Here is an 18,420-nt window from a genome sequence, read left to right on the forward strand (position 1 = left end):
TCAGTTCACCTTGAGATGCACGGAATAGGTGGCACCTAGCGGATCGCCGGATACCTCGACCACTCGAGCTGTCCGGCCGTCGGCCAGCGTGATGACATCATCGACCTGGGGAACCTGCTCGGTGGCGTTGGCCAGCATGCCGATCTTGATGTCGGCACTGGTCAGGTCCAGCGACTGGATCTCGGCGAATGTGAACTTGGACCGCCAGTAGCTCCCGGAGTAGGGCAGCTTGGCCGGCTCGTAGGTGCCAGTGTCCGGGTTATAGACCCCGTCGCCCGGCAGCGTCCGCTTGGCTGTGAACGCGAAGTAGGCCTGGCCCAGCTCCTCGTCATCGGCGAACGCTTCGGCCAGCTCGGTCTGGATCTCATCACGGGCAGTCACGGCGATACCCCACTGTGATGCTGCCGCGAGCGGCCTTGTAGGGGCCGATCAGCGCCAGGGCGAATTGGACGCGGGAGGGCAGGGCAGCATTGCCCACGTTCGACGTGGAGATCTCGGCATAGCGCTTCTCGACCTCGGCACCGTCTGCCTTGACCCGCTTTTGCGTCATCGTGCCCTGCGATTGCTGGGCATATAGGCTGCCATCTGCCGCGGCGGCCGCCAGCTCGACGCCGGCCATGATCACGTCGGCCGGCACGGGATCGGGCACCTGAATGCCCTGGGCGGACAGGTAGGCGTTGGCCATGGCCACAAAGCGCTCCTTGTCAGCCTCAGGTGCCCAATCCGCACCGAGCTTCTCATCGACATTGGCGACGGTCACATATTGCGTCATGACAGCCTCGGAATCAGGGAGGCCCCGCAGGGCCTCGGGTTACTCGGCCGCTTTCTGTTGCGGCTGCTCAGCCTTCTGGGCATCGCCGCCTTTCTCGGCGGGCTTTTCGGTCTTGGCGCCGGCGGTGCGGCCGTCCACCTTGGAGAGCACGCCACGCTTGACCATGCGGGCAAGCCCCGGCGCCTTGTCGTCGACATCAAGGGTCCGCTTCGGGGCGGCAAACTTGCCGTCCACATTCACGACACCCAGGCTTTCGTTGCGGTACTTACCCATGATCAAACCCCCACGGCTTTAGTGAGTGACAGCGGACGGTAGACCGCCACGCCGGAGCACTTGGCGATGCAGTCGATCACCATCTCGAGATTGCGCTTCTCCGCCGGCAGTTGCTCGAACGGGCGCGGGATCTCGATGGACAGGTTGTCGACGTCACGCTCGTACATGACGGCAGAAGACTGCTGCCCGTTGGCATCGCTCGGCTCGAGCTCGGTCGAAGCGATCAGGCTGACGTTCGGATAGAGCGCCTTAAACCGAGACCACACGCTTTCCCAGTTGCCGCCCTCGTTGACGTTCTTGCGCATCAGCGCAGAGCGACGAGTCGGGGCCAGCGCCAGGGTGTTGGGTGTGTGGTAGTCATAGGACTGGATCTGCACGGCGTCATACATGGCGAGCAGATCGTCGAGGATCTGCTGGCCGGTAGTGGCCGAATTGGTCCAGTCGCCGTTGACGGCGGTTTCGCCCAGGTTCGGGTGGTTGGTGAAGCCGTAGAAGCCGTGTTTTGCATCACCGACCATGGCGACCTTGTTGATCAACTGGTCGATGGCACGGCGGGCGGTGCGGCCCTTGCGTTCCGGCAGATTGGTGCCCATGGCGTTGGCCAGGCGCATTTCATCCAGGCTATAGCCGTAGGCATCGCCTAGGCTCTTGAGCTTGAGCGTCTCTTCCTTGCCGGTCACATCCACGCGCGGCAGGTCATCGGCGTAGTTCGAGATGAACTTCGCCATGCCGACTTCATCGTAGGTGCGATAGGTGAACGACTCGGCCCACTCGGGCACCTCGGTGGAGACCGGCACCAGGTCCAAACCAGTCAGACTCGGGGTGATGGTCTCGTAGATGCGAGACTTCACATAGTCGAGCTGACGCGCCAGGAACAGGCCCTCGTCCTCTCGCACGATGCCCAGTCGGTCGCCGGCATCCATCACCGCCGCCAGATCGGCGGCGTCATAGTTCATGTGCTGTTTCATCGTCGTCGATCCTTATGCGGTCGGAGAGTGGAGCTCGACGCAGGCAATCACCCGGCCATCGTTGAGGGTCACGGCGTCGGAGCGGAACACGGCGTTCGGGTAAGCAGTACCCACGTCGGCATCCTGTACTTCGCCGGCGGCGTTGAACTCGATGGCACCGCCATCGGTAACGGTCCCGCCATCGATCACGGAGCACCAGGCCAGGCCTCGGGTCAGAACCGACACATCGTCGTACTGGACGTAGTTGTCGATCTTGGTGTGGGTGTGCAGGGCGATGCCGGCGATGCGAGTACCGCCGCCTTCCACCACTGCGCCGCTGGCGTTCACGCCACAGACACGGCCGAAGCGCACGTTACCGCCGGCCGGGAACGACTCGACACGGTCAAAGCCGGCGTCGGCCTTCATGCCCGGGATGGCTTTTTGCATCTCGAAGATCATTGGTCATCCTCCACTTTCTCGCCGCGCATGCGGGCGGCCATTTTCTCGCGGGCTTCGGCAGCACTGCCGCCTTTGGCAGGCACGCCATCCTGGTTGATTCCGGTGGACACCTTGCGCTGATTGGCGGCATCGTCCCGACGCTTGTCGGCGTCGGCCACCGCGTAGTCGTAGGCAGCGTCGATATAGGCATCTTCCTTGTCGGTCAGGTCGACGCTATCGCCGCGAATGGCCTTGATCACGCTCACCTTGAGGTCGCGGTCGGCGGCATCCTCCTTCACCTCGACCTTGTGCTCTTTGGCCTTGGCCTCGAGCTCCAGTCGGGCACGGGCCTGCTTCACAGCGTCCTGCTTGATCTGCTCAGCCTGGTTTTCGGCTTCTTCTTTGGCTTGCTCGGCAGCGTCGGCCCGGGCCTTCTCCTGCTCGAGCATGGTTTTGGCATCGTCAAGATCAGCGCGAGCCTGCTTGTAGGCATGGCCTACCTCGGGCGCGGCGTCGTACTCGATGCCGTTGTCGAGACGCACTTTGTCCATAATCGGATCACCTTCATCGTCGTCGGTTGGTGTTGCGGCATCGGCCGCGTCGCTCATTTGCTCGGCGTCTGCCGAATCGAGATTGAGCCGGGCATTGCCTGCGCGGCCCTCGGGCACGACAGCCAGGTGATTCACCCGGATGTTCGTCTGAATGGCGTCGTAGCGTTCGCCGTTGTACTCGCCGGGTTCTTCTATCGTGTCCACCAGGTAGCCCACAGAGAGCTCTTTCCAGCCGTCCTGCTTCACCACGCGTGGGTCGTGGATCACGATGTCGCCAGTCACATCGTTGCCATCCTGCCGACCTTCGCTTGTCACCGTGCCGATCTGGTACTTCTTCACGGTGGACGCCGCGACCTTGCCGTGGTGGCCCTTGGTGATCGGCTTATTGCGATAGGTGGCCAGCGAGTCCTGGGAGAACACGTCCTCGGGCCGGCGCAGTTCGCGGCGAATGCCGCCTTTTCCATCCCTGTACGTAAAAACGCCCGTGCGGGTCAGCACAGGCGAGTCTTCGAGGTATCCGTCCTCGGTGAACCGGGCTTTGATCGGCGCCCGGTCGTAGCGATAAACACTCATTGCAATGTCACCTCGTCTCGGGGCGGCCATTTCGGGGAGGCCCAACAGCGACAGTGGATCGGCTGACCGGGATGGCCATCCCAGGGCGGCTTCGACCACTTGAAGGACTTGCGCTCCCGGCGCCGGTGGTGAGCACGCTCACGCCAGTCCAGAACACCGCGCCAGTAGTATTCGTCGATGCCAATGGCTTGCTGCCGATACTGGGTCAGGCGGCCGTTGAGCTTGCCGATCTGGTCGTTGGCGATCAGTTGTGCCCGGTTGACCGGCTTGTCGTAGGTCGCCCGGATGGTGTCGCGCAGGTCGGTGGCCGATTGGCCCTCGTTGATCGCGCGGATGATCACGCCCTGCAGATCATCGACGTATCGCTCGGGGATGGACCGGATCAGCTTGAGGTTTTCCAGCTCCCAAGCCCGCATCAGCTTGTCGAGGTCAGGCTCGGCCTTGGCGTAGGGCTCGCCGTAGACACGGCGGACCAGCTTCACGAACTGGCGCAGGTTGAAGCGGCTGACGCGCTCGCCGAACTCGGCCACGCCGACATCAGAGGCTGACGCCGGTCCTGCCATGCCCTCGAAGACCTGTTGGGCGCGGCGACCGAGGAGGGCGGCCAGAACAGTGCCGAGGATCTCGTTCAGGCGGTCGGCCCAGGTGCCTTCGTCGGACTCCTCGCTCTCGCCCAGGGCGTCGCTGCGCATGCCTGCCATCTCGACGAGACGCGGCACCTCCGGCATCAACAGCTCGTTGCATGCTCGCTGGCATCGGCGGGCGTATTGCTTGAGAGTCTTCGTGTACTCGCGCTCGATAGCCTCGGGATGCGCCCATTTCGGCTCAGGCATCGTCTAACGCCTCCAGGCCGTAGAGCCCTTCACGCTCCATGTGGCTGCGCAGGTCGCGCTCGCTCACGGCGCCAGTCTCAAAGTCCAAGGTGCGGGCTTGCGCCTCGTCTCGGGCCGCCTGTGCGTTCTTCTGGCGGATCTCGGCCTGCTCCTTCTCAGTCGGCGTCCACAGGCTGGGCCAATGAATCGACCAATCCGATGGCGCACTGACGCCTGACTGCCGGGTGATGGCGTCGACAAGCCGCTCAAGCGCCGGCTGCGCTCGGGTTTTCTGGATGCCTTCGACCAGGTTGTAGAGGTTGTCGGTGTCGTTCTCGCCGGTGTTATTGAGGCCGCCGGCAGACTGCATGAACAGCGACGTGACCGGAATGCCTGAGTCGGCGGACACGGCAACCTGAAACTCGGCGATCAGGTCTTTGATGCCGGAGACGTTGAGGTCATAGACCTGGTAGTCGTCATCCGCGTCCACGGTCACACCGTTCATGAGGCTGCGCACCTCATCCACCATGTCGACCCGCTTTCTGACTTCCGCTTCATCTCCGTCTTGTATCGCCTGCGCCAAGCCGCTCATCTTGTGCACGGCCTGCTGCTTGCGCTTGAGAACCTCGAGAGCAAGGCGCAGCGCACGTTCGTAACGCTCGATGGTGTGGAACGCGGCATCGGCGGATGGACGCCCCGCCCAGGGCACCGACTTTCCGACCTTGAGTCGGGCCGGCAGGGGTTCGCCCGGGACCGGCAGCAGGCGTGACTCATGGACCTCGAAATAGCCGGTGCCGGCGTAGTTGCCGGTGATCAGTGGGCGGACGTGGTAGACCTCGGGCTGGCCGTATGTCGGATCTCGAGGATCGTCGTAGTAGCCGCCCGGGGCCACCGAGAGCTGGCTGTATTCGATGACGCGGATCTCGGTGATGCGCCCCACATTCTCCGGTAGCGGGTCGGCCAGCTCGCCGGTATCGGTCAGCAGCAACAGCGCCGCTGCGCCGTCCAGGCTCGACCAGCGAATGGCATCGGCCAGGGCGCCCATGACATCGAGCCGATCCAGCTCGCCCATAATGGCCCGCTTGTCATCACCATTGATCTCCACGCCTCGAGACACGGCCATGTCGGCTGGTATATCGATCACGCGAGCCGCGATACCGCCCCGGGCATACATAGTCGCCGGATCGGTAGGCGCAACCTGGCGGCGGCGGTCACCCAGCACTGCCGAGCGATAGCCGTCCTCGTAATAACTCGGCATGGTGTCTCCTAACTTGCGAGCGCTTTGAATCGATCGGTTACCGACTTGTTCGGCGCGTAGAGGATCATCACGGCGTCAGCCAGGTTGGGCGACTTGGTGCCTTCCGGCGCCTTGTCCACCACCACCTTACCGGTGCCATTGACGTGATAAGTCGGCTGCGAGAGCTCGAGCATCAGCTTCGACAGGATCGGAAGCCGGCTGTCGATGGAGATGATGTCGTCGGGGTCGAATTCCATGCCCTCGACAACGGCTCGGTAGGTACGCTGGAAGCGAAGTCGAAGCGCCCACCAAGCCTGGGCCTTGAGGTTGGCGAAGAAATCCTTGTTCTTGCGCTTGGGCACCATCTCCTTGTCGGGCTCGATAACGCCGCCCGATCCACGGAATGGGTTTACCTTCAGCTTCGGGCGCTTCTGCTCGGCACGCTGCTCGTTGATCACCCGGGCATCGCCACGCACCCCTGAGCCTAGGCCGTCAGCGTCGTAATCGAACCGACTGCCGCCGTGCTCATCGGTGTGATCGAACGCCTTTTGGACAGTGCCGAAGATATCGGAGCCTTTCCCGGTCCACTCATCAACCAGGTCCAGCAGGATGCCGTGTCGGCCGGCGTAAGCGTTCTGGTCCTTGCCCTCGTCGGCCACGTCCAGGGCGCCAAGCCGCTCGCCTGTGATCTCGATGCCGAGCTTCTTGTGCGCGTCTACTGCCGCCTGCACCCAGGCCGATGGGATCAGCACACCCTCGACCGAGGCGCTGTAGTTGATGTCGATCTCCTGGGCCACGGTGACCGGGTCCAGCTCATCGACCTGTTTGGCGTACCAGGCATCATCCTTCCGGGGATCGTCCCGCCAGTGGAAGGTGAATACCGAAATCTTGCCGCTATGGCGACGCTGGGCGAACGGATTACCCATGCCGTTGGGCGTCGACACGTCCTGCCGGCAGTTGGTGGTTGCCGACAGTGAGGCGTCCACCAGGTGCGGCCGCTCGAGGAACGCCGACTCGTCGACGATGTAGAAGCCAGTCCGGTCACCGCGCCCGATGCCATCACCCGACTCGCCGGTCATCACCGACTCTGTCTCGGGGAACATGATGCGCATATGCGGCGCGTGTCGCTTGCGCTCCCATCCGCCCCGGAACTCACGGGGCAGCATGCTCATGAAGCTCCGCGCCTTCTCGAACAGCGACTTCGGCGAGCCGATCTTATCGACGTATTCCTCTTTCCGAGAGCCGAAACCGACCGCCATGCCTGGGTGATGCAGGCAGACAGTGCACCCTAGGCCGATGGTCAGCCAGGACATGCCCATGTCGCGGGTCTTCTCGGTGATGCCCGGCTCCTGCCGGCGCCACCGCTCCATGAACCACTCGATCCATTCCTCCTGGCGTGGGAACAGCAGGAAGGGAATGCTGGCCGGCAGCCCTCGCTCGACGTTCCTGGGGTCATAGGTCATGCCCCAATCGATGATGAACTGGGCCGGGTGGTCGCGGTAATACTGCCGCATGGCCGGCAGGCAGCTCGGCTCCTCGCGAATCCGTCGCAGCCGCTCGGCCCGCCACTCGAACACCTCGACATAATCCGGGTTTCGGAAATCGAAGGGGAACGGTATTGGCATCAGTCCCCCATCATGTCGCGGTAGATTCTGGCCGCCTCCTCGGGATCGTCGGTGCTGATACCCACCGTTTCGATGGGGCCGCCATTCTTGCCGGTGTGCTCATGCCGCTCTCGCCAGGCCTGGACATCGACGTGCTTGCCGAGCAGCTCCAGGTTCTTCACCTTGTCCGGCCACTTGATCTTCTTCAGCAGGCCGATCTGTTCGCGTTCGTCGCCCTGGCCATCCCATAGCTCGGCCACATCCAGACCTGATAGCGTGCGGCGCCATGACTGTGGCCACTCCCTGACAGGCAAGATGCTGCCGTCGTCGGCCAGGATGTCGGCCACATCCATCTGATCGATCTCGACCAGGCGGTGGAGCACATAGTCAGCGTCGATCTTGGTGCGCTCTGAGCGCAGAGCTTTGCGCTGCGCGATGGCCTCCGCGACCTTCGCATTGCTTAGCAGGCGAGAGGCGGTGCCTTCAGCGGATCGCTCGGCATAACCGGCACGGATGGCAGCCTGCTTGCCGTTCAAATCCTTCAAGTACTCATCAACGAATCGAGACTGCCGAGCCGTCAGCGCGACAGCCTCCTGGGCAGCCTTGGTCATACTGATTCCTTGTCCGTGATAACCTCGGAAGGGCGCCCCAACCGAGAGGTGAAGTTCTATGAGGGTTCAATATCAACTGGAATCAGACCAGTCCGTTCTGGAGGTCCGCGAAGAGGCTGAATGGCCTCGTCACAGCAAACCCATTCGACTAACAAGCGGCACCTTTAAGCTGGTGGATACTGACGTATCAAATGAAGAAGGCGTCGACCTCATTGCGACTGTCCGGCCAGGCAAGCCTGGTAAAGTCACTTCAGTGGTGGTTTAGCTGTTATCGGACTGATGCCGCCGACGGTTTGCCAGTCAGGCGCACTATCGGCCTCACCTGCTTTCGCATTGATGAGCGCCCCGACCAGGGCTGTGTTGAGACTGCGTGGGCAGAATGGGGCGCTCAGCGATGCGTTATCGGTATTTCGATATCGCCTTACAGGCCGCGGAAGAAGGCCCATCCAACAGCGGCACAGCACACCACGAAGATGGTGGCCGGGATGCCGATCGTGATGCCGAGTGTCCACAGCAGCCAGGTAGGGATTTCGATAGTCATCACTCCCTCCGATTCAGCAGCAGGCCCGCAACGAACACCGCCACCAGCACCCACGCATAGGGCCGGGCGATGGCGTTGCGGGCGAGCCTTACAGCGCGGCTTGGATCTTGGCGCCCATTAGCCCCAGCAGCGCAGAGGCTGCGCTCGCCACTTCGAGGGGAATCTCCACCCCGACGAAGGTGCTCAGCGCCCAGGACAGGACGACCGGCAGGCCTACACCCAGGCCGTCGGCGTTGCTGCGAGCGCCTTGCGCGAAGCGGTTCGGCTTTTTTTCCAGCGTAACGCCCTGAACTGGCGCGCCTTGATCGATGTTTGCTTGGTCGGACATGGTGGGTACCTCAAGGAAAGATGATGCGGGACAGGAAAGCGCCAGCGATGGAGGCGGCAGCGATGGCGGTGGTGCCGATAATCTTCCAGCGCCCTGATAGGTGCTGGTATTGCTGCGTGCCAGTCGCTTGGGCTACAGCGTGATTCAGCTCGACATGTCTGATTCGCTGAGAGTGATCGGCCAGCATCCCGTCGTGCGCCTCGATCTTCGCGCCTTGGTTGTGCTGCCGCTCTTCCGTGCGGGCCGTGCGCTCGTTGAGCTCTTTGACGCCAGCTTCAATGCGGTCGAGTTGGGATTGTGTGCTTGGCACCTGCTCCATACTCACGAGCCCCCCTTGCCGCAGGGCGACAATTCGATAACACGACTCAGCCAGCCGTAGGTGAACGCCTCTTGGCTCTCTCGAGCCTCGGCAATCGACACCATGAACTCGATGCGCAGTGCGTTGACGGCCTCGGCCAGTACATCCAGCCCGGGGCGGCCACGGGTGTCGTGGTAGTCCTCCAGGGCGCCGATGGTGGCCGGGCCGACCGCACCGTCTACGGCGATGTCGTCGTAGTCACGCTCGACGCGATTGAGCACGTTGAGCAGCCGCTGCAGTGTCTCAGCAGGGCGACCTGGGCCTGAGTTGACCCCGTAGTCGAACAGATACGCCGCCAGCCCCTCGTGGATCATCGCCACCTTGTCGAGCCGCAGGCTGTGCCAGTACCGGTCGGCGTAGATGTCGTGGGCCAGCACAAGGGGCAGGGCGCGCATGTCGCCGGTATAGCCGTAGTCCCGCGCCACAGCCTCGGTGATGCCGTAGCGGGTCGGGCCCCCACGATCCGCCGAATGATCGACATAGCCACCCTCACGGTCGATCACCTCGCCGATCAGGCGATTTTTCAGCGACTGATGCATAGCGGGCTCCGAGCGAGGGCAAGCGTCTACTGAGTCGATCCAGGGCATAGACGCTCCGACACGAAAACGCCCAGCGAGCCGTAGCTGCTGGGCGCAGGGTGGGGCAGACAAAGAAAAGCCCCGCCTAAAGAGACGGGGCAACTAGAGATGTGTCATGGAAGCTTGCATACATCCGACGAGGAAGGGCGATGAAAGTTCCTGACGAAAAAGCCCCGCCGGTGAGGCGAGGCTTTGAGATTAGGAGCTGTCAGGGCATAGCTACGACAGCTTACAAATGAGCGTATCAGGATGGGCTAAGAAATGCAACAGCTACGCCGCTGCTCGCGCCTCGCGGACCATGCGGCCGATCACCTCGCTGACAGGCTCCATGGCATCACCCTCAAGCGTCGCCATGGCTGCCTGAATGACGCCCCACACAGGCCGCCAATCCTGGTGCCACTTGCGAGTCGTGATCGGCACGCCGTACCAGCCCGACATCACTTCGCCAATGCGCTCCGGCGACCACTCAGGCTGCGCCCCCGACAGGTTGCGCTGCCGCTCCATCAGGGCGACGTGGATCAGATAGTGCACGCGCTCTTTCTTGGCTGGCTTCCATGCCCGGCCATCCTTCCAGTTGGGGATGTGGGCGATCACCTTGGACTCGACGGCTGCCACGGCATCGTTAAGCCAGGCATTGGCGCTCTCGAGCATCGGATCGCACAGCACATGGCCGATAGCTGCCAGGGCAGGGGAGTCGCTCTCCATGCGGCGAATGCAGGCGTAGATCGGCGCGTACTCCGAGCAGTGGCCGGCCCCGGCGCCGCCCTTGGTCGTGTACTGCACGCCGCCTCCGTTCATCAGGTCCTCGAGGATCGGCCCCATCTGTGAGCGGACGCCGCTATCCATCGCCATTGCCCAGGCCACCTTCGGATCGGTGTTGATCATCAGTCGCTCACCCATTCGCCAGTTCCTCCGCCTTGTCCTTCGCCTTGCTGGCATCCCGATACCAGCCCACCGTCGTGTCGCCGTCGCTCAGCAGGTACATGGCCTTGCCCTGGCTGACCCACTTCGCGATCCTGAAGCGCCCACAGTCAGAGCGAATGCAGTAGCTGCTCACCTTTCGCCACTCCATCAGGTCGAGACCTCCAGCTTGAGTTGCTGGCCATGCCTGACCCACGCACATAGGCCGTCGATGTCTACCTCGGCGGGCTCGGCCACGGCGCCGCCCCAGTCGATGGGACGGATGACGAATCGCCACTGCTGCAAATCCGCCCGATAGGCCAAGACAGGAGTCTCGCTGCCGGCACACTGTTCCAGTGTCTGCTGCCACCAGGTGGCCACATCTCCCTGAGTGGCTCGTTTATGCCGTTTCACCTCGACGCAAACGCCGTCCCAGCCGTCCAGGTCATGACCACCAGCCTGGTACTGGCCAAGCCGCCGCTTGAGCGTCAGCCCCAAGTGCTCGCCCAGCAGGCGAGCCACTTCGCCTTCAGCCTTGCGGCCCTTCTCCCGGCTTGCCTTGGCCATCACTCCTTGCCCTCCTTGCTCAACACGAAGTCCCTCGCCTCAATCAGCGCGTCATGGATCGACCCCTCTGGGAATGCGTCGAGGCCGGTATTGATCGTGTCGATCAAAAAGATCGGCTGCTGCCAGCGCAGGTGAGCCTCGCTATGAATGCGTCTGTGACAGGTATCCCCGGGGCCATCGCAGACCGGCATGGCCAGACTGTCGGCCGCCTTGAGCCCCATCCCGCTGGCCTGATACATGCCAATCAGGTGGTGGGCGGCGTTGGCCGGGGCCCCGCATACACAGCAAGGCAGCGAGCGCACAAAGCGCAGATAGGCCTCGCTGCGAAACCGTACATCGCTCACTCCTTTTTGCCGGGTGCGCTTCACCGGTTTACGCTTCGCCGGAGAAGCGGAGCGAAGAGGCGTTTTACGTTGAATCGGTGAACGCTTCATTGCTTCCGCCCCTTGAAAAACTCGCGAATGAAGAACACGACAAACCCGGCTTGTAGTGGGGCGAGAAACAGCCACAAAGCCCAAACCACCGGCATTAATCCTGTCGTGAAACTCTGCCATGCCGCCCAAGCGAGGAATCCCAAGCCCACTGCCGAGAAATATGCCTCCACCAAGTTGATTGGCTCACCCTTCATGCTGCCACCTCGCGATATTGGTCCGGGCCGATGCCCTTGAGCTCTGGATCTGTCAGCCGTATGCCTCGTCCCGTCAGATCGGTGTAGACCTTGTTCAGGTATTCGGTCTTCTGCGCTTTGGTCATCAACCTTGTGATCGGGAAGTCGAACGGCTCCTGCATGAACTCCAGCTTCTCCTCATAGGCGCGCCACTTGACGAGGCGGTCGTACTTCTCGGCGAATTCCGAGCAGTCACGCCGGAGGATGGGGACGCCATGGTGAAGCTTCATCTGGCCGCGATACTCCTCGGCGGCCATATCCCCTTGCTGGCCTGCCTCTTTGCACCACAGCCGCTGCAATCTGTTCTGGTCGAGGCTGCGTCGCTCCGGTTCCTCCTCGATCACCATCCGCACACGCTTCCAGCGTCGGAATGCCTGGTTGAGCATCCCTGGGAACTTAGCGATGGCGGCCAGGGCTTCCTCGACAGTGCCGGCGGTGGCCACGTAGCGTTTCGGATCGCTCATGTCACCACCTCGCTCGGCTGCTCGACGGTGCGCGGCGTCCAGCCCGTGGCCTCGGTGACGTTGGCCCAGTTGGCGTCGTCGTTGTCGTCGAGGCGGCGAAGGTTCCAGCATTCGGTTTGCCACCAATCTTCACCTTCCCACGGGTATGGCACATCAATGTCCACTTGCCCTTCTTTCGATCCTTTTCGGACCACCGTCACCAGGGTTCTGCGACACTGGCGCGGGACATGATCACCGATCTGCAGCACCTCGGCCCGATCACCCGCGCGCAGCGGCTTCCCTTCGCAGTCCCGGCCCAGCACGCCTGTCAGGCGGTCATGGATTCGCTGGATGATGCTCATGCAACCTCCTCGGGACAGACCCGGCAGTAGAATGGCGTCACCTCGGGCAGCCGTTCGCCTTGCTCGGCAGCCACCATGGCCCGGCGCACGCCGCTCGGTGATGCGCCGACGAACTTGGCGATCTGGCGATAGGACCAGCCCAGGCCGTCGCGCATCTCGAACATCTTGGCGATGTGGTAGCGGGAGAATCGGATGTATCCAGTCATGCCGCTGAACCTCCCGTAACCACCTCATACCGCACGCCGTCCGGGTCGTCGTGCTCATGAATCGTGTGGCCCAAACGGCGCAGGTGCTGGAGCGCCGCGATAAATGCCGGACCGTCCATGCGGTATCCGTGGTGCATCTCGATGTCATGGGCAATCTCATGCACCGTCGGCTCGGCCTGGCGGTACAGGACGCCCAGGACCTCCATGGGGAGGTCGAGTTCGTGGCGGACGACGGGGTGAATTCGGGTGACGTTGGTCATACGGCACCTCCTGCCATGCGCTGTTCAGCCTGCGCGATCAGCTCTGCACGCCGGCGCTCCGTCTCGGCCTCTTCCTGACGGCGCTGCTCGACGGCCTGCTCGTTGCTCGCATTCAGCGTGTCGCGGAGCTGTTGGAGCATCGCCTGGACGTTCTCCGGGTTGCTGCCAGCCTCGTCCTCGGGCTTCTCAGGAGCCGGCAGCAAGTGCTCGACCTTGGGAGCTGGCAGGCGACCGTCCTTCACGCCTTGCTCGATGGCCTCACGGCGCAGCTCTTTGCTGTCACCCAGGGATGGCCACCAGCGAACCTCGCGGCCCTCGGCCTTGGATGCAGCAACCTCGCGCTCGTAGGCCGCGATGAACGCCATGCGGGCACCCACCTTGTCGCCAGCCTCCAGGATCGGGTTGGCGACGCCGGCAGCTTTGGCGATCTCGTCGGTCCAGATGATCGTCGCGTTCTCGTCCTGCGACTCCAGGACGATGGACCACGCCTCATTGGCGGTCAGGTGAGCATTGGCGGTCGGCATGCGCTCAAGGATCGCGGCGAGCGTCAGGCGGCCAGTGATCTCGGAGCGGCAGCGAGCCAAGGCCTGCTCGATCTCGGGCCGGTCGTAGTCGCGCAGGTCGCGGATCATCAGCGACGCGGCAGCGGGCTTGATTTCGTTGCCCAGCACCTCGGCAGTGGCGTAGAGCTGGTCGAGCAGGCCTTCTGCATCTTGGCGTGTCAGCGGCATGAATCAGTCCTCCCATCCAGACGCCGCCAGCAGGCTCTTGGCCTCGTCGGCAGCGCTCGCGTTGGCCTGCGTGCCGTCCATCTGGCGAGCACGGGTGGCGGTCATCTGCTGGCCGGTCTGCATCTGCACCGCGATGGTTTCGCAGTCCTGGAGCATCAAGCCGACCGGATGGCCCTTGGCGACGTAGAACTGGTTGTTCATCCGCAGGTAGTACGCAGCCACGCCGGGGGCGTAGTTGGCCCCCACGCGGTCCACGAGCTGTCCCAGCTGGCCAGCAGTGCGCTGGTTCCAGATCGGGTACACGCCGTAGCGCTGGCGGTAGGCCACTGCGTAGTTGGCCCAGGGCTTGAAGGTTTTGGCGGTAGGGTCTTTCGGTCCCGGCATGTCGGGCGGGATGGCAGCGCGAGGCTCGTCGCTACGCTGCGCCGGCTCGTCACCCAGGTCCAGCTCACCCTCAATCGGCGCGTCGGTGGGCTCAGCCCCCGGCGCAACTGGTTCATTGGACGGTTTAGGGGACGGTTCAAAGGACGGTTCGGGTGACACTGTGTCACCCCGTTCTTGCATAGATGTCACCCCGTCCTCGTCAGAATGACACCCCGTTGCTGCATCAGTGTCACCCCGTTTCTTACGGGATGACTTCCTGTCACCCCGTTTTTCGGGAAGGTCGGACATCACAATGTCGTAGACGACAGGGCGCTGATCGGCGCGCTCAATATGGGCCGCAGCGATGGCCTGATTGCCCATCTTGATGATGCCCGCCGACAGCAGGTCATTGATCTTGCGCGTGACGGTGCGGCCCGTCAGGCCGGTGTACTCGGCCAGCGTGGCGTTCGACGGGAAAGCGTGGCGGCCATGCTTGTCGGCATGATTGGCCAGTCCTACGAGCACGAATCGCGCGCCAGAATCGGTGACAGTTTGCTGGTTCATCGCCCAGCTCATTGCTTCTACGCTCATGCTGCGGGCTCCATACCGGCCACAGCCAGTAGATCGATAAAGCGGTCACGGTAGTAATGCGGTTGCGTCTCGCGCGGAGATTGCGGGCTCACGACGTTCTTGCCGTAGTGCTGGCCGGCGTCAGTGAGGCACCAGAAATGCTTGAGAGCGCCCTTGGTGCTCTTGCGGGTGCGGCTCTCGAGGATGCCGGCGTCGTGAAGCATCTGATTCACGGCTGCCGCCGAATGGCTGAGGCCATGCTCGCGCAGTAGGTGGGTCAGGCTAGCGGTATCCATGGCACCAACGTGGCCCGGGGCGCTGTCCTCGGTGTAGTCGGGCAGAAATGAGGTATCAGCACCCACGGCCTGACCAGCCTTGCGGAGCATGACGACCTTGCCGGAGTCGGAGGCGCGCAGCAGATTGGCCGCGCACTCGACCAAGGCCATGGTGGCCGGGACGTTGGCAGCCTCGATGCCGGGCGCTTGGTACTGGCCAGTCTTGCGGATCGACGGCAGCACCTCGCCAGCCAGCCACTTCTGGAACGGCAGCGCCTTGGGCTTGTCGCTACGAGCGACGAAGAAATACAGGCCCTGCTCGGTCAAGACAGTGAGGCGCTGGACGCCAGAAGGGGTGTTACTCTGAGTAACCCCCCGCCATTCTTCCGGCACATGCTTAACCAGCGCGACCTGCCAGTTATACCCGAGCGCGGCGGCGACATCCTTTGCGACGAACATCGGTTCGCCATCGTCACCCTGGATGACGCGAACCTGCTGACTGTCGAAGTTGAATGGTTGGATCGATTGCATTACGCTTACCTCATAGCTTCGGTTATACGAAACGCCCGGGGATTGGTTGGTAGCCTCCCGGGCGTTTTTGCGTTTACGCCTTCGCCAGTCGAAGACCTGTTTCATGCATCCGCTCGACGCGGGTCATGATCGTGTTGCCGTTCTCGGCCAGAGAGCGGCGCTCATTGCGGATCAGCTCCAGTTCAGCGGCGTCTATGCGGCCATCGGCTCGCGCCTTGCGCACGGCGTGCATGAACCGCGATGCCTGCTCCTGCTGGTCCAGCAACAGCTCCTGAATCTCCGCCTCGATCTCGTCCTCGGCATCGATGCGTGGCGTGGCCACAATGCCCAGGTCATCCAGTGCGGCCTGCACACAACGCACGTCGCCCAGAATCCGGTTAATGCGAAAGAAATCGGCCACAGTCAGGTTTACGCCGGAGTCAGGATCGAGCTTTTTGTAGAGCCGCGATTCGCCCATATCGAGGTCGAACGCTAGGCGCTTGATGCCGTACTCGAATGCCGCTTCTCGGAGTCCTTCTGTATATCTGTCCACTATCTAAACTCCGTTCGTTGCTGGCCTCTCACTGTTTAAGCAGGAGGCGATACGCTGGTGGTGTGTTAGGCGGCATGGGAGCGGAGCTTGGCGTACATCTCATCCAGCGACCGGCCCACCGAGTAACTCGGGTTCACAATTGCGCCTGACCGAATGCGGTAAACGGTCGAGATATCGCAGCCAGCCTCCTTGGCTACCGCCTTAGGGGTGGCCCCGGATGCCAGGATGGCCTCCAGCTTCTTGGCCAGTTCTTCGCCATACATGGCGGAGCCCTCTTCGTGTGGATTATATGCACAGGATATGCATTCATGCATTTAAGTCAAGGGCAAATGCATTTGCCGTATGCACGGGGCGCCGGAATAATTGCACTCATGCAAAAGGAAAAGCCTCGCGACGTGATACGCCGCCTCATAAACGAGTCAGGGAAGCGCGCCATAGACGTGGCGCGGGAAGCTGGCGTGCCTCAATCGACGCTTTCGCGCATCCTGACCGGGAAGATCGAGGAACCTTCCGATAGGCCGGTTGCCAAGCTGGCTGAATATTTCGGTGTGTCCGGGGATCAGATACGTGGTCGTGAGCCGATAGAGACCGAGGGGAGTGCCGACAAGATCGCCCAGCACCCCGCGCTGCACGAATCGAACGTGGCGCCGCCGCCCAAGCTGGAAGGCTACGTGCCGGTTATCTCGTGGGTTCAGGCAGGCTCATGGACCGAGGTCTGCAACGTCGATGCCGTCAGCGAGGAGATGGTGCCGCGCCCGCCAGCGTGCTCGGACAGGACGTTTGCGCTCCGGGTGAAAGGGCAGTCCATGGCGCCCAAGTACGAGCCCGACCTGATCATCTACGTCGACCCCGAGGTGCTGCCGTTCGACGGTGACGACGTGGTAGCCGTACTCACGGACAGCAATGAGGCCACGTTCAAGCAGTTCGTCGAGGAGCCTGGCGATGACAAGATGCTCAAGGCCCGCAACCCGTCATGGCCCGATCCCTACATCCCAATCAACGGCAACTGCGAGATCGTTGGCGTGGTGATCGCCACCATGTGGATGCGGAAGCCCAGGGCCTGATCGGCTCGCTGTGGCTGAGGGGCCGAGGGGGTAGAGCAAACATCAGCCAAATCGAGCGCTTATGGGAATGCCATGAACCAGCCTGAGCCGCTGACGTCAGAAGAGGAGAGGCTTCGAGATGAGGCCGTGAAATTTGCGCGAGAGAATAAAAAGAGAATTGCTAAATGCCTGACAGATAAAAAGAAATACCCAAAGGAATCAGACCCTGTCTCTGTATTCATGGCTGGGGCTCCTGGCGCTGGGAAGACTGAGTCATCCATAGAGCTGCTCAAAGAATTTGGAGGTGGCGTCATTCGCATAGACCCCGACGAGCTACGCGATGAGCTTCCTGGCTATACAGGCGGCAACTCCTGGCTTTTCCAGTTTGCGGTATCGATCTTGGTCGATAAGGCGCACGACCTAGCCCTTGAGCAGAAGCAGAGCTTTCTTCTTGACGGAACGCTTGCCAAGTACGATCTTGCAGAGAGGAACGTTGCTCGGTCTATCAAACGCGGGCGACTCGTCCAGATCCTCTATGTTTATCAGGAGCCACACCTTGCATGGGGTTTTGTCCAGGCGCGCGAGAAAGACGAGGGCCGCAGAATCCCGCTTGTGGGCTTCATTGACCAGTACTTTGAGTCGCGACGAGTGGTGAACAGCATCAAGACTCGATTCGGCGGAGATGTTAAAGTTGACTTGCTAGTCAAGAATAGGGACAACAGCGTGCGGTCATACAAGGCGAACGTTGACCAGATTGACAGCCATCTTCCAGAAAGATATGATCGCGAGTCCCTGTTAAGGGAGCTTAACCCAGAAAGGTGATCCCCATGCTCGGACTAACCAAGAAGCGCCAAGCAGAAACCACCGCCTTCTCAACCTTCATTCGCAATGCATCATCTGCAGAGAAGAAGCGTGTGTATGAGCGCGTGCTAACGAAGGCCTCTGAGCGCCAGAACGAAACCGTTCGCCGAGCAGGAGTTGAGCGCCACGCGACCTGCTGAAATGCGCTCCTCCCGAAAGACCCGCCCTCGAGGCGGGTTTTTCATGCCTGCTCATATCGCTATACTGCACCTCGGCGCCAAGGCGGCTCGAGCCAAAGGATGGCGATCCCTTCACCGAGACTGCCTTGGCGCCCCTTATTCCTTCCTGAGCGGGTTTTCAGCGCCCACCTGCATGTCTACACTGAGAGAAGCGCCCAGGGGGGGGGTCCTACCTCCCTACCTTCTCCGCGTAGACTCCATCGACCCTCTGCGGCGCTTCATCTCCAGATTGCGTTCTGATTACGCCTTGCCCGCCCAGCTGCTACACTGGCGGGTGTTCGGGTAGCCGCAGCGGCCGGAAGGCACT

The 18,420-nt window shown here is 62.2% G+C and carries 30 protein-coding genes; 3 read left to right on the plus strand and 27 right to left on the minus strand.

The window, feature by feature from the left end; genetic code table 11:
• The 27 genes from HELO_RS05875 to HELO_RS06000 form a co-directional block, all read right to left on the minus strand.
• A complete protein-coding gene (locus HELO_RS05875) occupies positions 1–381 on the minus strand; it encodes a hypothetical protein (protein WP_013331841.1) in 381 nt (126 codons plus the stop codon).
• Positions 368–772 carry a hypothetical protein gene (locus tag HELO_RS05880; protein WP_013331842.1) on the minus strand — a complete coding sequence of 135 codons (405 nt, stop codon included), beginning with the start codon at positions 770–772 and terminating at the stop codon, positions 368–370. Before HELO_RS05880 ends, HELO_RS05875 begins: the two co-directional genes overlap by 14 nt.
• Positions 773–811: 39 nt before the next feature.
• Positions 812–1,045, minus strand: a complete 234-nt coding sequence (locus HELO_RS05885) for a hypothetical protein (protein ID WP_013331843.1) — start codon at positions 1,043–1,045, stop codon at positions 812–814.
• Positions 1,046–1,047: 2 nt separating this feature from the next.
• Positions 1,048–2,013: a DUF2184 domain-containing protein gene (locus tag HELO_RS05890; RefSeq protein ID WP_013331844.1), complete on the minus strand. Its 966-nt coding sequence runs from the start codon at positions 2,011–2,013 to the stop codon at positions 1,048–1,050.
• 12 nt (positions 2,014–2,025) lie between these two features.
• Positions 2,026–2,439, minus strand: a complete 414-nt coding sequence (locus HELO_RS05895; RefSeq protein WP_198410726.1) for a structural cement protein Gp24 — start codon at positions 2,437–2,439, stop codon at positions 2,026–2,028.
• 8 nt (positions 2,440–2,447) lie between these two features.
• Positions 2,448–3,554: a DUF2213 domain-containing protein gene (locus HELO_RS05900; protein ID WP_013331846.1), complete on the minus strand. Its 1,107-nt coding sequence runs from the start codon at positions 3,552–3,554 to the stop codon at positions 2,448–2,450.
• Positions 3,551–4,387 carry a phage minor head protein gene (locus HELO_RS05905; protein WP_013331847.1) on the minus strand — a complete coding sequence of 279 codons (837 nt, stop codon included), beginning with the start codon at positions 4,385–4,387 and terminating at the stop codon, positions 3,551–3,553. The genes HELO_RS05900 and HELO_RS05905 overlap by 4 nt, the downstream gene beginning before the upstream one ends.
• Positions 4,380–5,624 carry a phage portal protein gene (locus tag HELO_RS05910; protein WP_013331848.1) on the minus strand — a complete coding sequence of 415 codons (1,245 nt, stop codon included), beginning with the start codon at positions 5,622–5,624 and terminating at the stop codon, positions 4,380–4,382. Before HELO_RS05910 ends, HELO_RS05905 begins: the two co-directional genes overlap by 8 nt.
• 8 nt (positions 5,625–5,632) lie before the next feature.
• Positions 5,633–7,228: a hypothetical protein gene (locus tag HELO_RS05915; RefSeq protein ID WP_013331849.1), complete on the minus strand. Its 1,596-nt coding sequence runs from the start codon at positions 7,226–7,228 to the stop codon at positions 5,633–5,635.
• Positions 7,228–7,818 (minus strand): terminase small subunit, encoded by a 591-nt coding sequence (locus HELO_RS05920; RefSeq protein ID WP_013331850.1) that lies wholly within the window; start codon positions 7,816–7,818, stop codon positions 7,228–7,230. The genes HELO_RS05915 and HELO_RS05920 overlap by 1 nt, the downstream gene beginning before the upstream one ends.
• Before the next feature lie 629 nt (positions 7,819–8,447).
• Complete coding sequence (locus HELO_RS05925) at positions 8,448–8,687, minus strand: hypothetical protein (protein WP_041601944.1); 240 nt, start codon at positions 8,685–8,687, stop codon at positions 8,448–8,450.
• 10 nt (positions 8,688–8,697) lie between these two features.
• The gene (locus HELO_RS05930; protein ID WP_157953394.1) at positions 8,698–9,012 is read right to left on the minus strand and encodes a hypothetical protein; all 315 of its coding nucleotides are present in this window, start codon (positions 9,010–9,012) and stop codon (positions 8,698–8,700) included.
• Positions 9,009–9,584: a glycoside hydrolase family 108 protein gene (locus HELO_RS05935; RefSeq protein ID WP_041601946.1), complete on the minus strand. Its 576-nt coding sequence runs from the start codon at positions 9,582–9,584 to the stop codon at positions 9,009–9,011. Before HELO_RS05935 ends, HELO_RS05930 begins: the two co-directional genes overlap by 4 nt.
• Before the next feature lie 309 nt (positions 9,585–9,893).
• Positions 9,894–10,523, minus strand: coding sequence for a hypothetical protein (locus tag HELO_RS05940; RefSeq protein WP_013331852.1), 630 nt, complete (start codon positions 10,521–10,523; stop codon positions 9,894–9,896).
• Complete coding sequence (locus HELO_RS05945) at positions 10,516–10,680, minus strand: hypothetical protein (RefSeq protein ID WP_157953395.1); 165 nt, start codon at positions 10,678–10,680, stop codon at positions 10,516–10,518. Before HELO_RS05945 ends, HELO_RS05940 begins: the two co-directional genes overlap by 8 nt.
• Positions 10,681–10,694: 14 nt before the next feature.
• A complete protein-coding gene (locus HELO_RS05950) occupies positions 10,695–11,090 on the minus strand; it encodes a putative PDDEXK endonuclease (protein ID WP_013331853.1) in 396 nt (131 codons plus the stop codon).
• Positions 11,090–11,524, minus strand: coding sequence for a DUF968 domain-containing protein (locus HELO_RS05955; RefSeq protein WP_013331854.1), 435 nt, complete (start codon positions 11,522–11,524; stop codon positions 11,090–11,092). Before HELO_RS05955 ends, HELO_RS05950 begins: the two co-directional genes overlap by 1 nt.
• Positions 11,521–11,718 carry a hypothetical protein gene (locus HELO_RS19095; RefSeq protein ID WP_041601948.1) on the minus strand — a complete coding sequence of 66 codons (198 nt, stop codon included), beginning with the start codon at positions 11,716–11,718 and terminating at the stop codon, positions 11,521–11,523. The genes HELO_RS05955 and HELO_RS19095 overlap by 4 nt, the downstream gene beginning before the upstream one ends.
• Positions 11,715–12,221 (minus strand): hypothetical protein, encoded by a 507-nt coding sequence (locus tag HELO_RS05960; RefSeq protein WP_013331855.1) that lies wholly within the window; start codon positions 12,219–12,221, stop codon positions 11,715–11,717. The genes HELO_RS19095 and HELO_RS05960 overlap by 4 nt, the downstream gene beginning before the upstream one ends.
• Positions 12,218–12,562, minus strand: a complete 345-nt coding sequence (locus HELO_RS05965) for a hypothetical protein (RefSeq protein WP_041601949.1) — start codon at positions 12,560–12,562, stop codon at positions 12,218–12,220. The genes HELO_RS05960 and HELO_RS05965 overlap by 4 nt, the downstream gene beginning before the upstream one ends.
• A complete protein-coding gene (locus tag HELO_RS05970; RefSeq protein ID WP_013331856.1) occupies positions 12,559–12,768 on the minus strand; it encodes an RNA polymerase sigma factor sigma-70 region 4 domain-containing protein in 210 nt (69 codons plus the stop codon). The genes HELO_RS05965 and HELO_RS05970 overlap by 4 nt, the downstream gene beginning before the upstream one ends.
• Positions 12,765–13,028 (minus strand): hypothetical protein, encoded by a 264-nt coding sequence (locus HELO_RS05975; RefSeq protein ID WP_041601950.1) that lies wholly within the window; start codon positions 13,026–13,028, stop codon positions 12,765–12,767. The genes HELO_RS05970 and HELO_RS05975 overlap by 4 nt, the downstream gene beginning before the upstream one ends.
• Positions 13,025–13,759, minus strand: a complete 735-nt coding sequence (locus HELO_RS05980; protein ID WP_013331857.1) for a hypothetical protein — start codon at positions 13,757–13,759, stop codon at positions 13,025–13,027. Before HELO_RS05980 ends, HELO_RS05975 begins: the two co-directional genes overlap by 4 nt.
• Positions 13,760–13,762: 3 nt before the next feature.
• The gene (locus HELO_RS05985; protein WP_013331858.1) at positions 13,763–14,713 is read right to left on the minus strand and encodes a helix-turn-helix domain-containing protein; all 951 of its coding nucleotides are present in this window, start codon (positions 14,711–14,713) and stop codon (positions 13,763–13,765) included.
• Positions 14,710–15,603 (minus strand): BRO-N domain-containing protein, encoded by an 894-nt coding sequence (locus HELO_RS05990; protein WP_109637350.1) that lies wholly within the window; start codon positions 15,601–15,603, stop codon positions 14,710–14,712. The genes HELO_RS05985 and HELO_RS05990 overlap by 4 nt, the downstream gene beginning before the upstream one ends.
• Complete coding sequence (locus tag HELO_RS05995) at positions 15,572–16,030, minus strand: phage regulatory CII family protein (protein WP_013331860.1); 459 nt, start codon at positions 16,028–16,030, stop codon at positions 15,572–15,574. The genes HELO_RS05990 and HELO_RS05995 overlap by 32 nt, the downstream gene beginning before the upstream one ends.
• Before the next feature lie 65 nt (positions 16,031–16,095).
• The gene (locus HELO_RS06000; RefSeq protein WP_041601951.1) at positions 16,096–16,293 is read right to left on the minus strand and encodes a helix-turn-helix domain-containing protein; all 198 of its coding nucleotides are present in this window, start codon (positions 16,291–16,293) and stop codon (positions 16,096–16,098) included.
• 108 nt (positions 16,294–16,401) lie between these two features.
• Between HELO_RS06000 and HELO_RS06005 the strand changes: the two genes are divergently transcribed.
• The 3 genes from HELO_RS06005 to HELO_RS19290 all read left to right on the plus strand — a co-directional run bounded on the left by HELO_RS06005 (position 16,402) and on the right by HELO_RS19290 (position 18,074).
• A complete protein-coding gene (locus HELO_RS06005) occupies positions 16,402–17,094 on the plus strand; it encodes a S24 family peptidase (protein WP_162301210.1) in 693 nt (230 codons plus the stop codon).
• 72 nt (positions 17,095–17,166) lie between these two features.
• Positions 17,167–17,895 carry a zeta toxin family protein gene (locus HELO_RS06010; RefSeq protein WP_174208840.1) on the plus strand — a complete coding sequence of 243 codons (729 nt, stop codon included), beginning with the start codon at positions 17,167–17,169 and terminating at the stop codon, positions 17,893–17,895.
• A 5-nt stretch (positions 17,896–17,900) separates the two neighbouring features.
• Positions 17,901–18,074, plus strand: coding sequence for a hypothetical protein (locus HELO_RS19290; RefSeq protein WP_174208841.1), 174 nt, complete (start codon positions 17,901–17,903; stop codon positions 18,072–18,074).
• The last annotated feature ends 346 nt before the right edge of the window (positions 18,075–18,420 follow it).

The organism is Halomonas elongata DSM 2581 (genome assembly GCF_000196875.2).
In the GTDB taxonomy this organism is placed as follows: domain Bacteria; phylum Pseudomonadota; class Gammaproteobacteria; order Pseudomonadales; family Halomonadaceae; genus Halomonas; species Halomonas elongata.

Bases quoted from the DNA above. Each gene is read 5' to 3' on its own strand.
- HELO_RS05880 (WP_013331842.1), bottom strand. From the start codon at position 772: ATGACGCAATATGTGACCGTCGCCAATGTCGATGAGAAGCTCGGTGCG.
- HELO_RS05885 (WP_013331843.1), bottom strand. From the start codon at position 1,045: ATGGGTAAGTACCGCAACGAAAGCCTGGGTGTCGTGAATGTGGACGGC.
- HELO_RS05890 (WP_013331844.1), bottom strand. From the start codon at position 2,013: ATGAAACAGCACATGAACTATGACGCCGCCGATCTGGCGGCGGTGATG.
- HELO_RS05895 (WP_198410726.1), bottom strand. From the start codon at position 2,439: ATGCAAAAAGCCATCCCGGGCATGAAGGCCGACGCCGGCTTTGACCGT.
- HELO_RS05900 (WP_013331846.1), bottom strand. From the start codon at position 3,554: ATGAGTGTTTATCGCTACGACCGGGCGCCGATCAAAGCCCGGTTCACC.
- HELO_RS05905 (WP_013331847.1), bottom strand. From the start codon at position 4,387: ATGCCTGAGCCGAAATGGGCGCATCCCGAGGCTATCGAGCGCGAGTAC.
- HELO_RS05910 (WP_013331848.1), bottom strand. From the start codon at position 5,624: ATGCCGAGTTATTACGAGGACGGCTATCGCTCGGCAGTGCTGGGTGAC.
- HELO_RS05915 (WP_013331849.1), bottom strand. From the start codon at position 7,228: ATGCCAATACCGTTCCCCTTCGATTTCCGAAACCCGGATTATGTCGAG.
- HELO_RS05920 (WP_013331850.1), bottom strand. From the start codon at position 7,818: ATGACCAAGGCTGCCCAGGAGGCTGTCGCGCTGACGGCTCGGCAGTCT.
- HELO_RS05925 (WP_041601944.1), bottom strand. From the start codon at position 8,687: ATGTCCGACCAAGCAAACATCGATCAAGGCGCGCCAGTTCAGGGCGTT.
- HELO_RS05935 (WP_041601946.1), bottom strand. From the start codon at position 9,584: ATGCATCAGTCGCTGAAAAATCGCCTGATCGGCGAGGTGATCGACCGT.
- HELO_RS05940 (WP_013331852.1), bottom strand. From the start codon at position 10,523: ATGGGTGAGCGACTGATGATCAACACCGATCCGAAGGTGGCCTGGGCA.
- HELO_RS05950 (WP_013331853.1), bottom strand. From the start codon at position 11,090: ATGGCCAAGGCAAGCCGGGAGAAGGGCCGCAAGGCTGAAGGCGAAGTG.
- HELO_RS05955 (WP_013331854.1), bottom strand. From the start codon at position 11,524: ATGAAGCGTTCACCGATTCAACGTAAAACGCCTCTTCGCTCCGCTTCT.
- HELO_RS19095 (WP_041601948.1), bottom strand. From the start codon at position 11,718: ATGAAGGGTGAGCCAATCAACTTGGTGGAGGCATATTTCTCGGCAGTG.
- HELO_RS05960 (WP_013331855.1), bottom strand. From the start codon at position 12,221: ATGAGCGATCCGAAACGCTACGTGGCCACCGCCGGCACTGTCGAGGAA.
- HELO_RS05965 (WP_041601949.1), bottom strand. From the start codon at position 12,562: ATGAGCATCATCCAGCGAATCCATGACCGCCTGACAGGCGTGCTGGGC.
- HELO_RS05970 (WP_013331856.1), bottom strand. From the start codon at position 12,768: ATGACTGGATACATCCGATTCTCCCGCTACCACATCGCCAAGATGTTC.
- HELO_RS05975 (WP_041601950.1), bottom strand. From the start codon at position 13,028: ATGACCAACGTCACCCGAATTCACCCCGTCGTCCGCCACGAACTCGAC.
- HELO_RS05980 (WP_013331857.1), bottom strand. From the start codon at position 13,759: ATGCCGCTGACACGCCAAGATGCAGAAGGCCTGCTCGACCAGCTCTAC.
- HELO_RS05985 (WP_013331858.1), bottom strand. From the start codon at position 14,713: ATGAGCGTAGAAGCAATGAGCTGGGCGATGAACCAGCAAACTGTCACC.
- HELO_RS05990 (WP_109637350.1), bottom strand. From the start codon at position 15,603: ATGAAACAGGTCTTCGACTGGCGAAGGCGTAAACGCAAAAACGCCCGG.
- HELO_RS06000 (WP_041601951.1), bottom strand. From the start codon at position 16,293: ATGTATGGCGAAGAACTGGCCAAGAAGCTGGAGGCCATCCTGGCATCC.
- HELO_RS06005 (WP_162301210.1), top strand. From the start codon at position 16,402: ATGCAAAAGGAAAAGCCTCGCGACGTGATACGCCGCCTCATAAACGAG.
- HELO_RS06010 (WP_174208840.1), top strand. From the start codon at position 17,167: ATGAACCAGCCTGAGCCGCTGACGTCAGAAGAGGAGAGGCTTCGAGAT.
- HELO_RS19290 (WP_174208841.1), top strand. From the start codon at position 17,901: ATGCTCGGACTAACCAAGAAGCGCCAAGCAGAAACCACCGCCTTCTCA.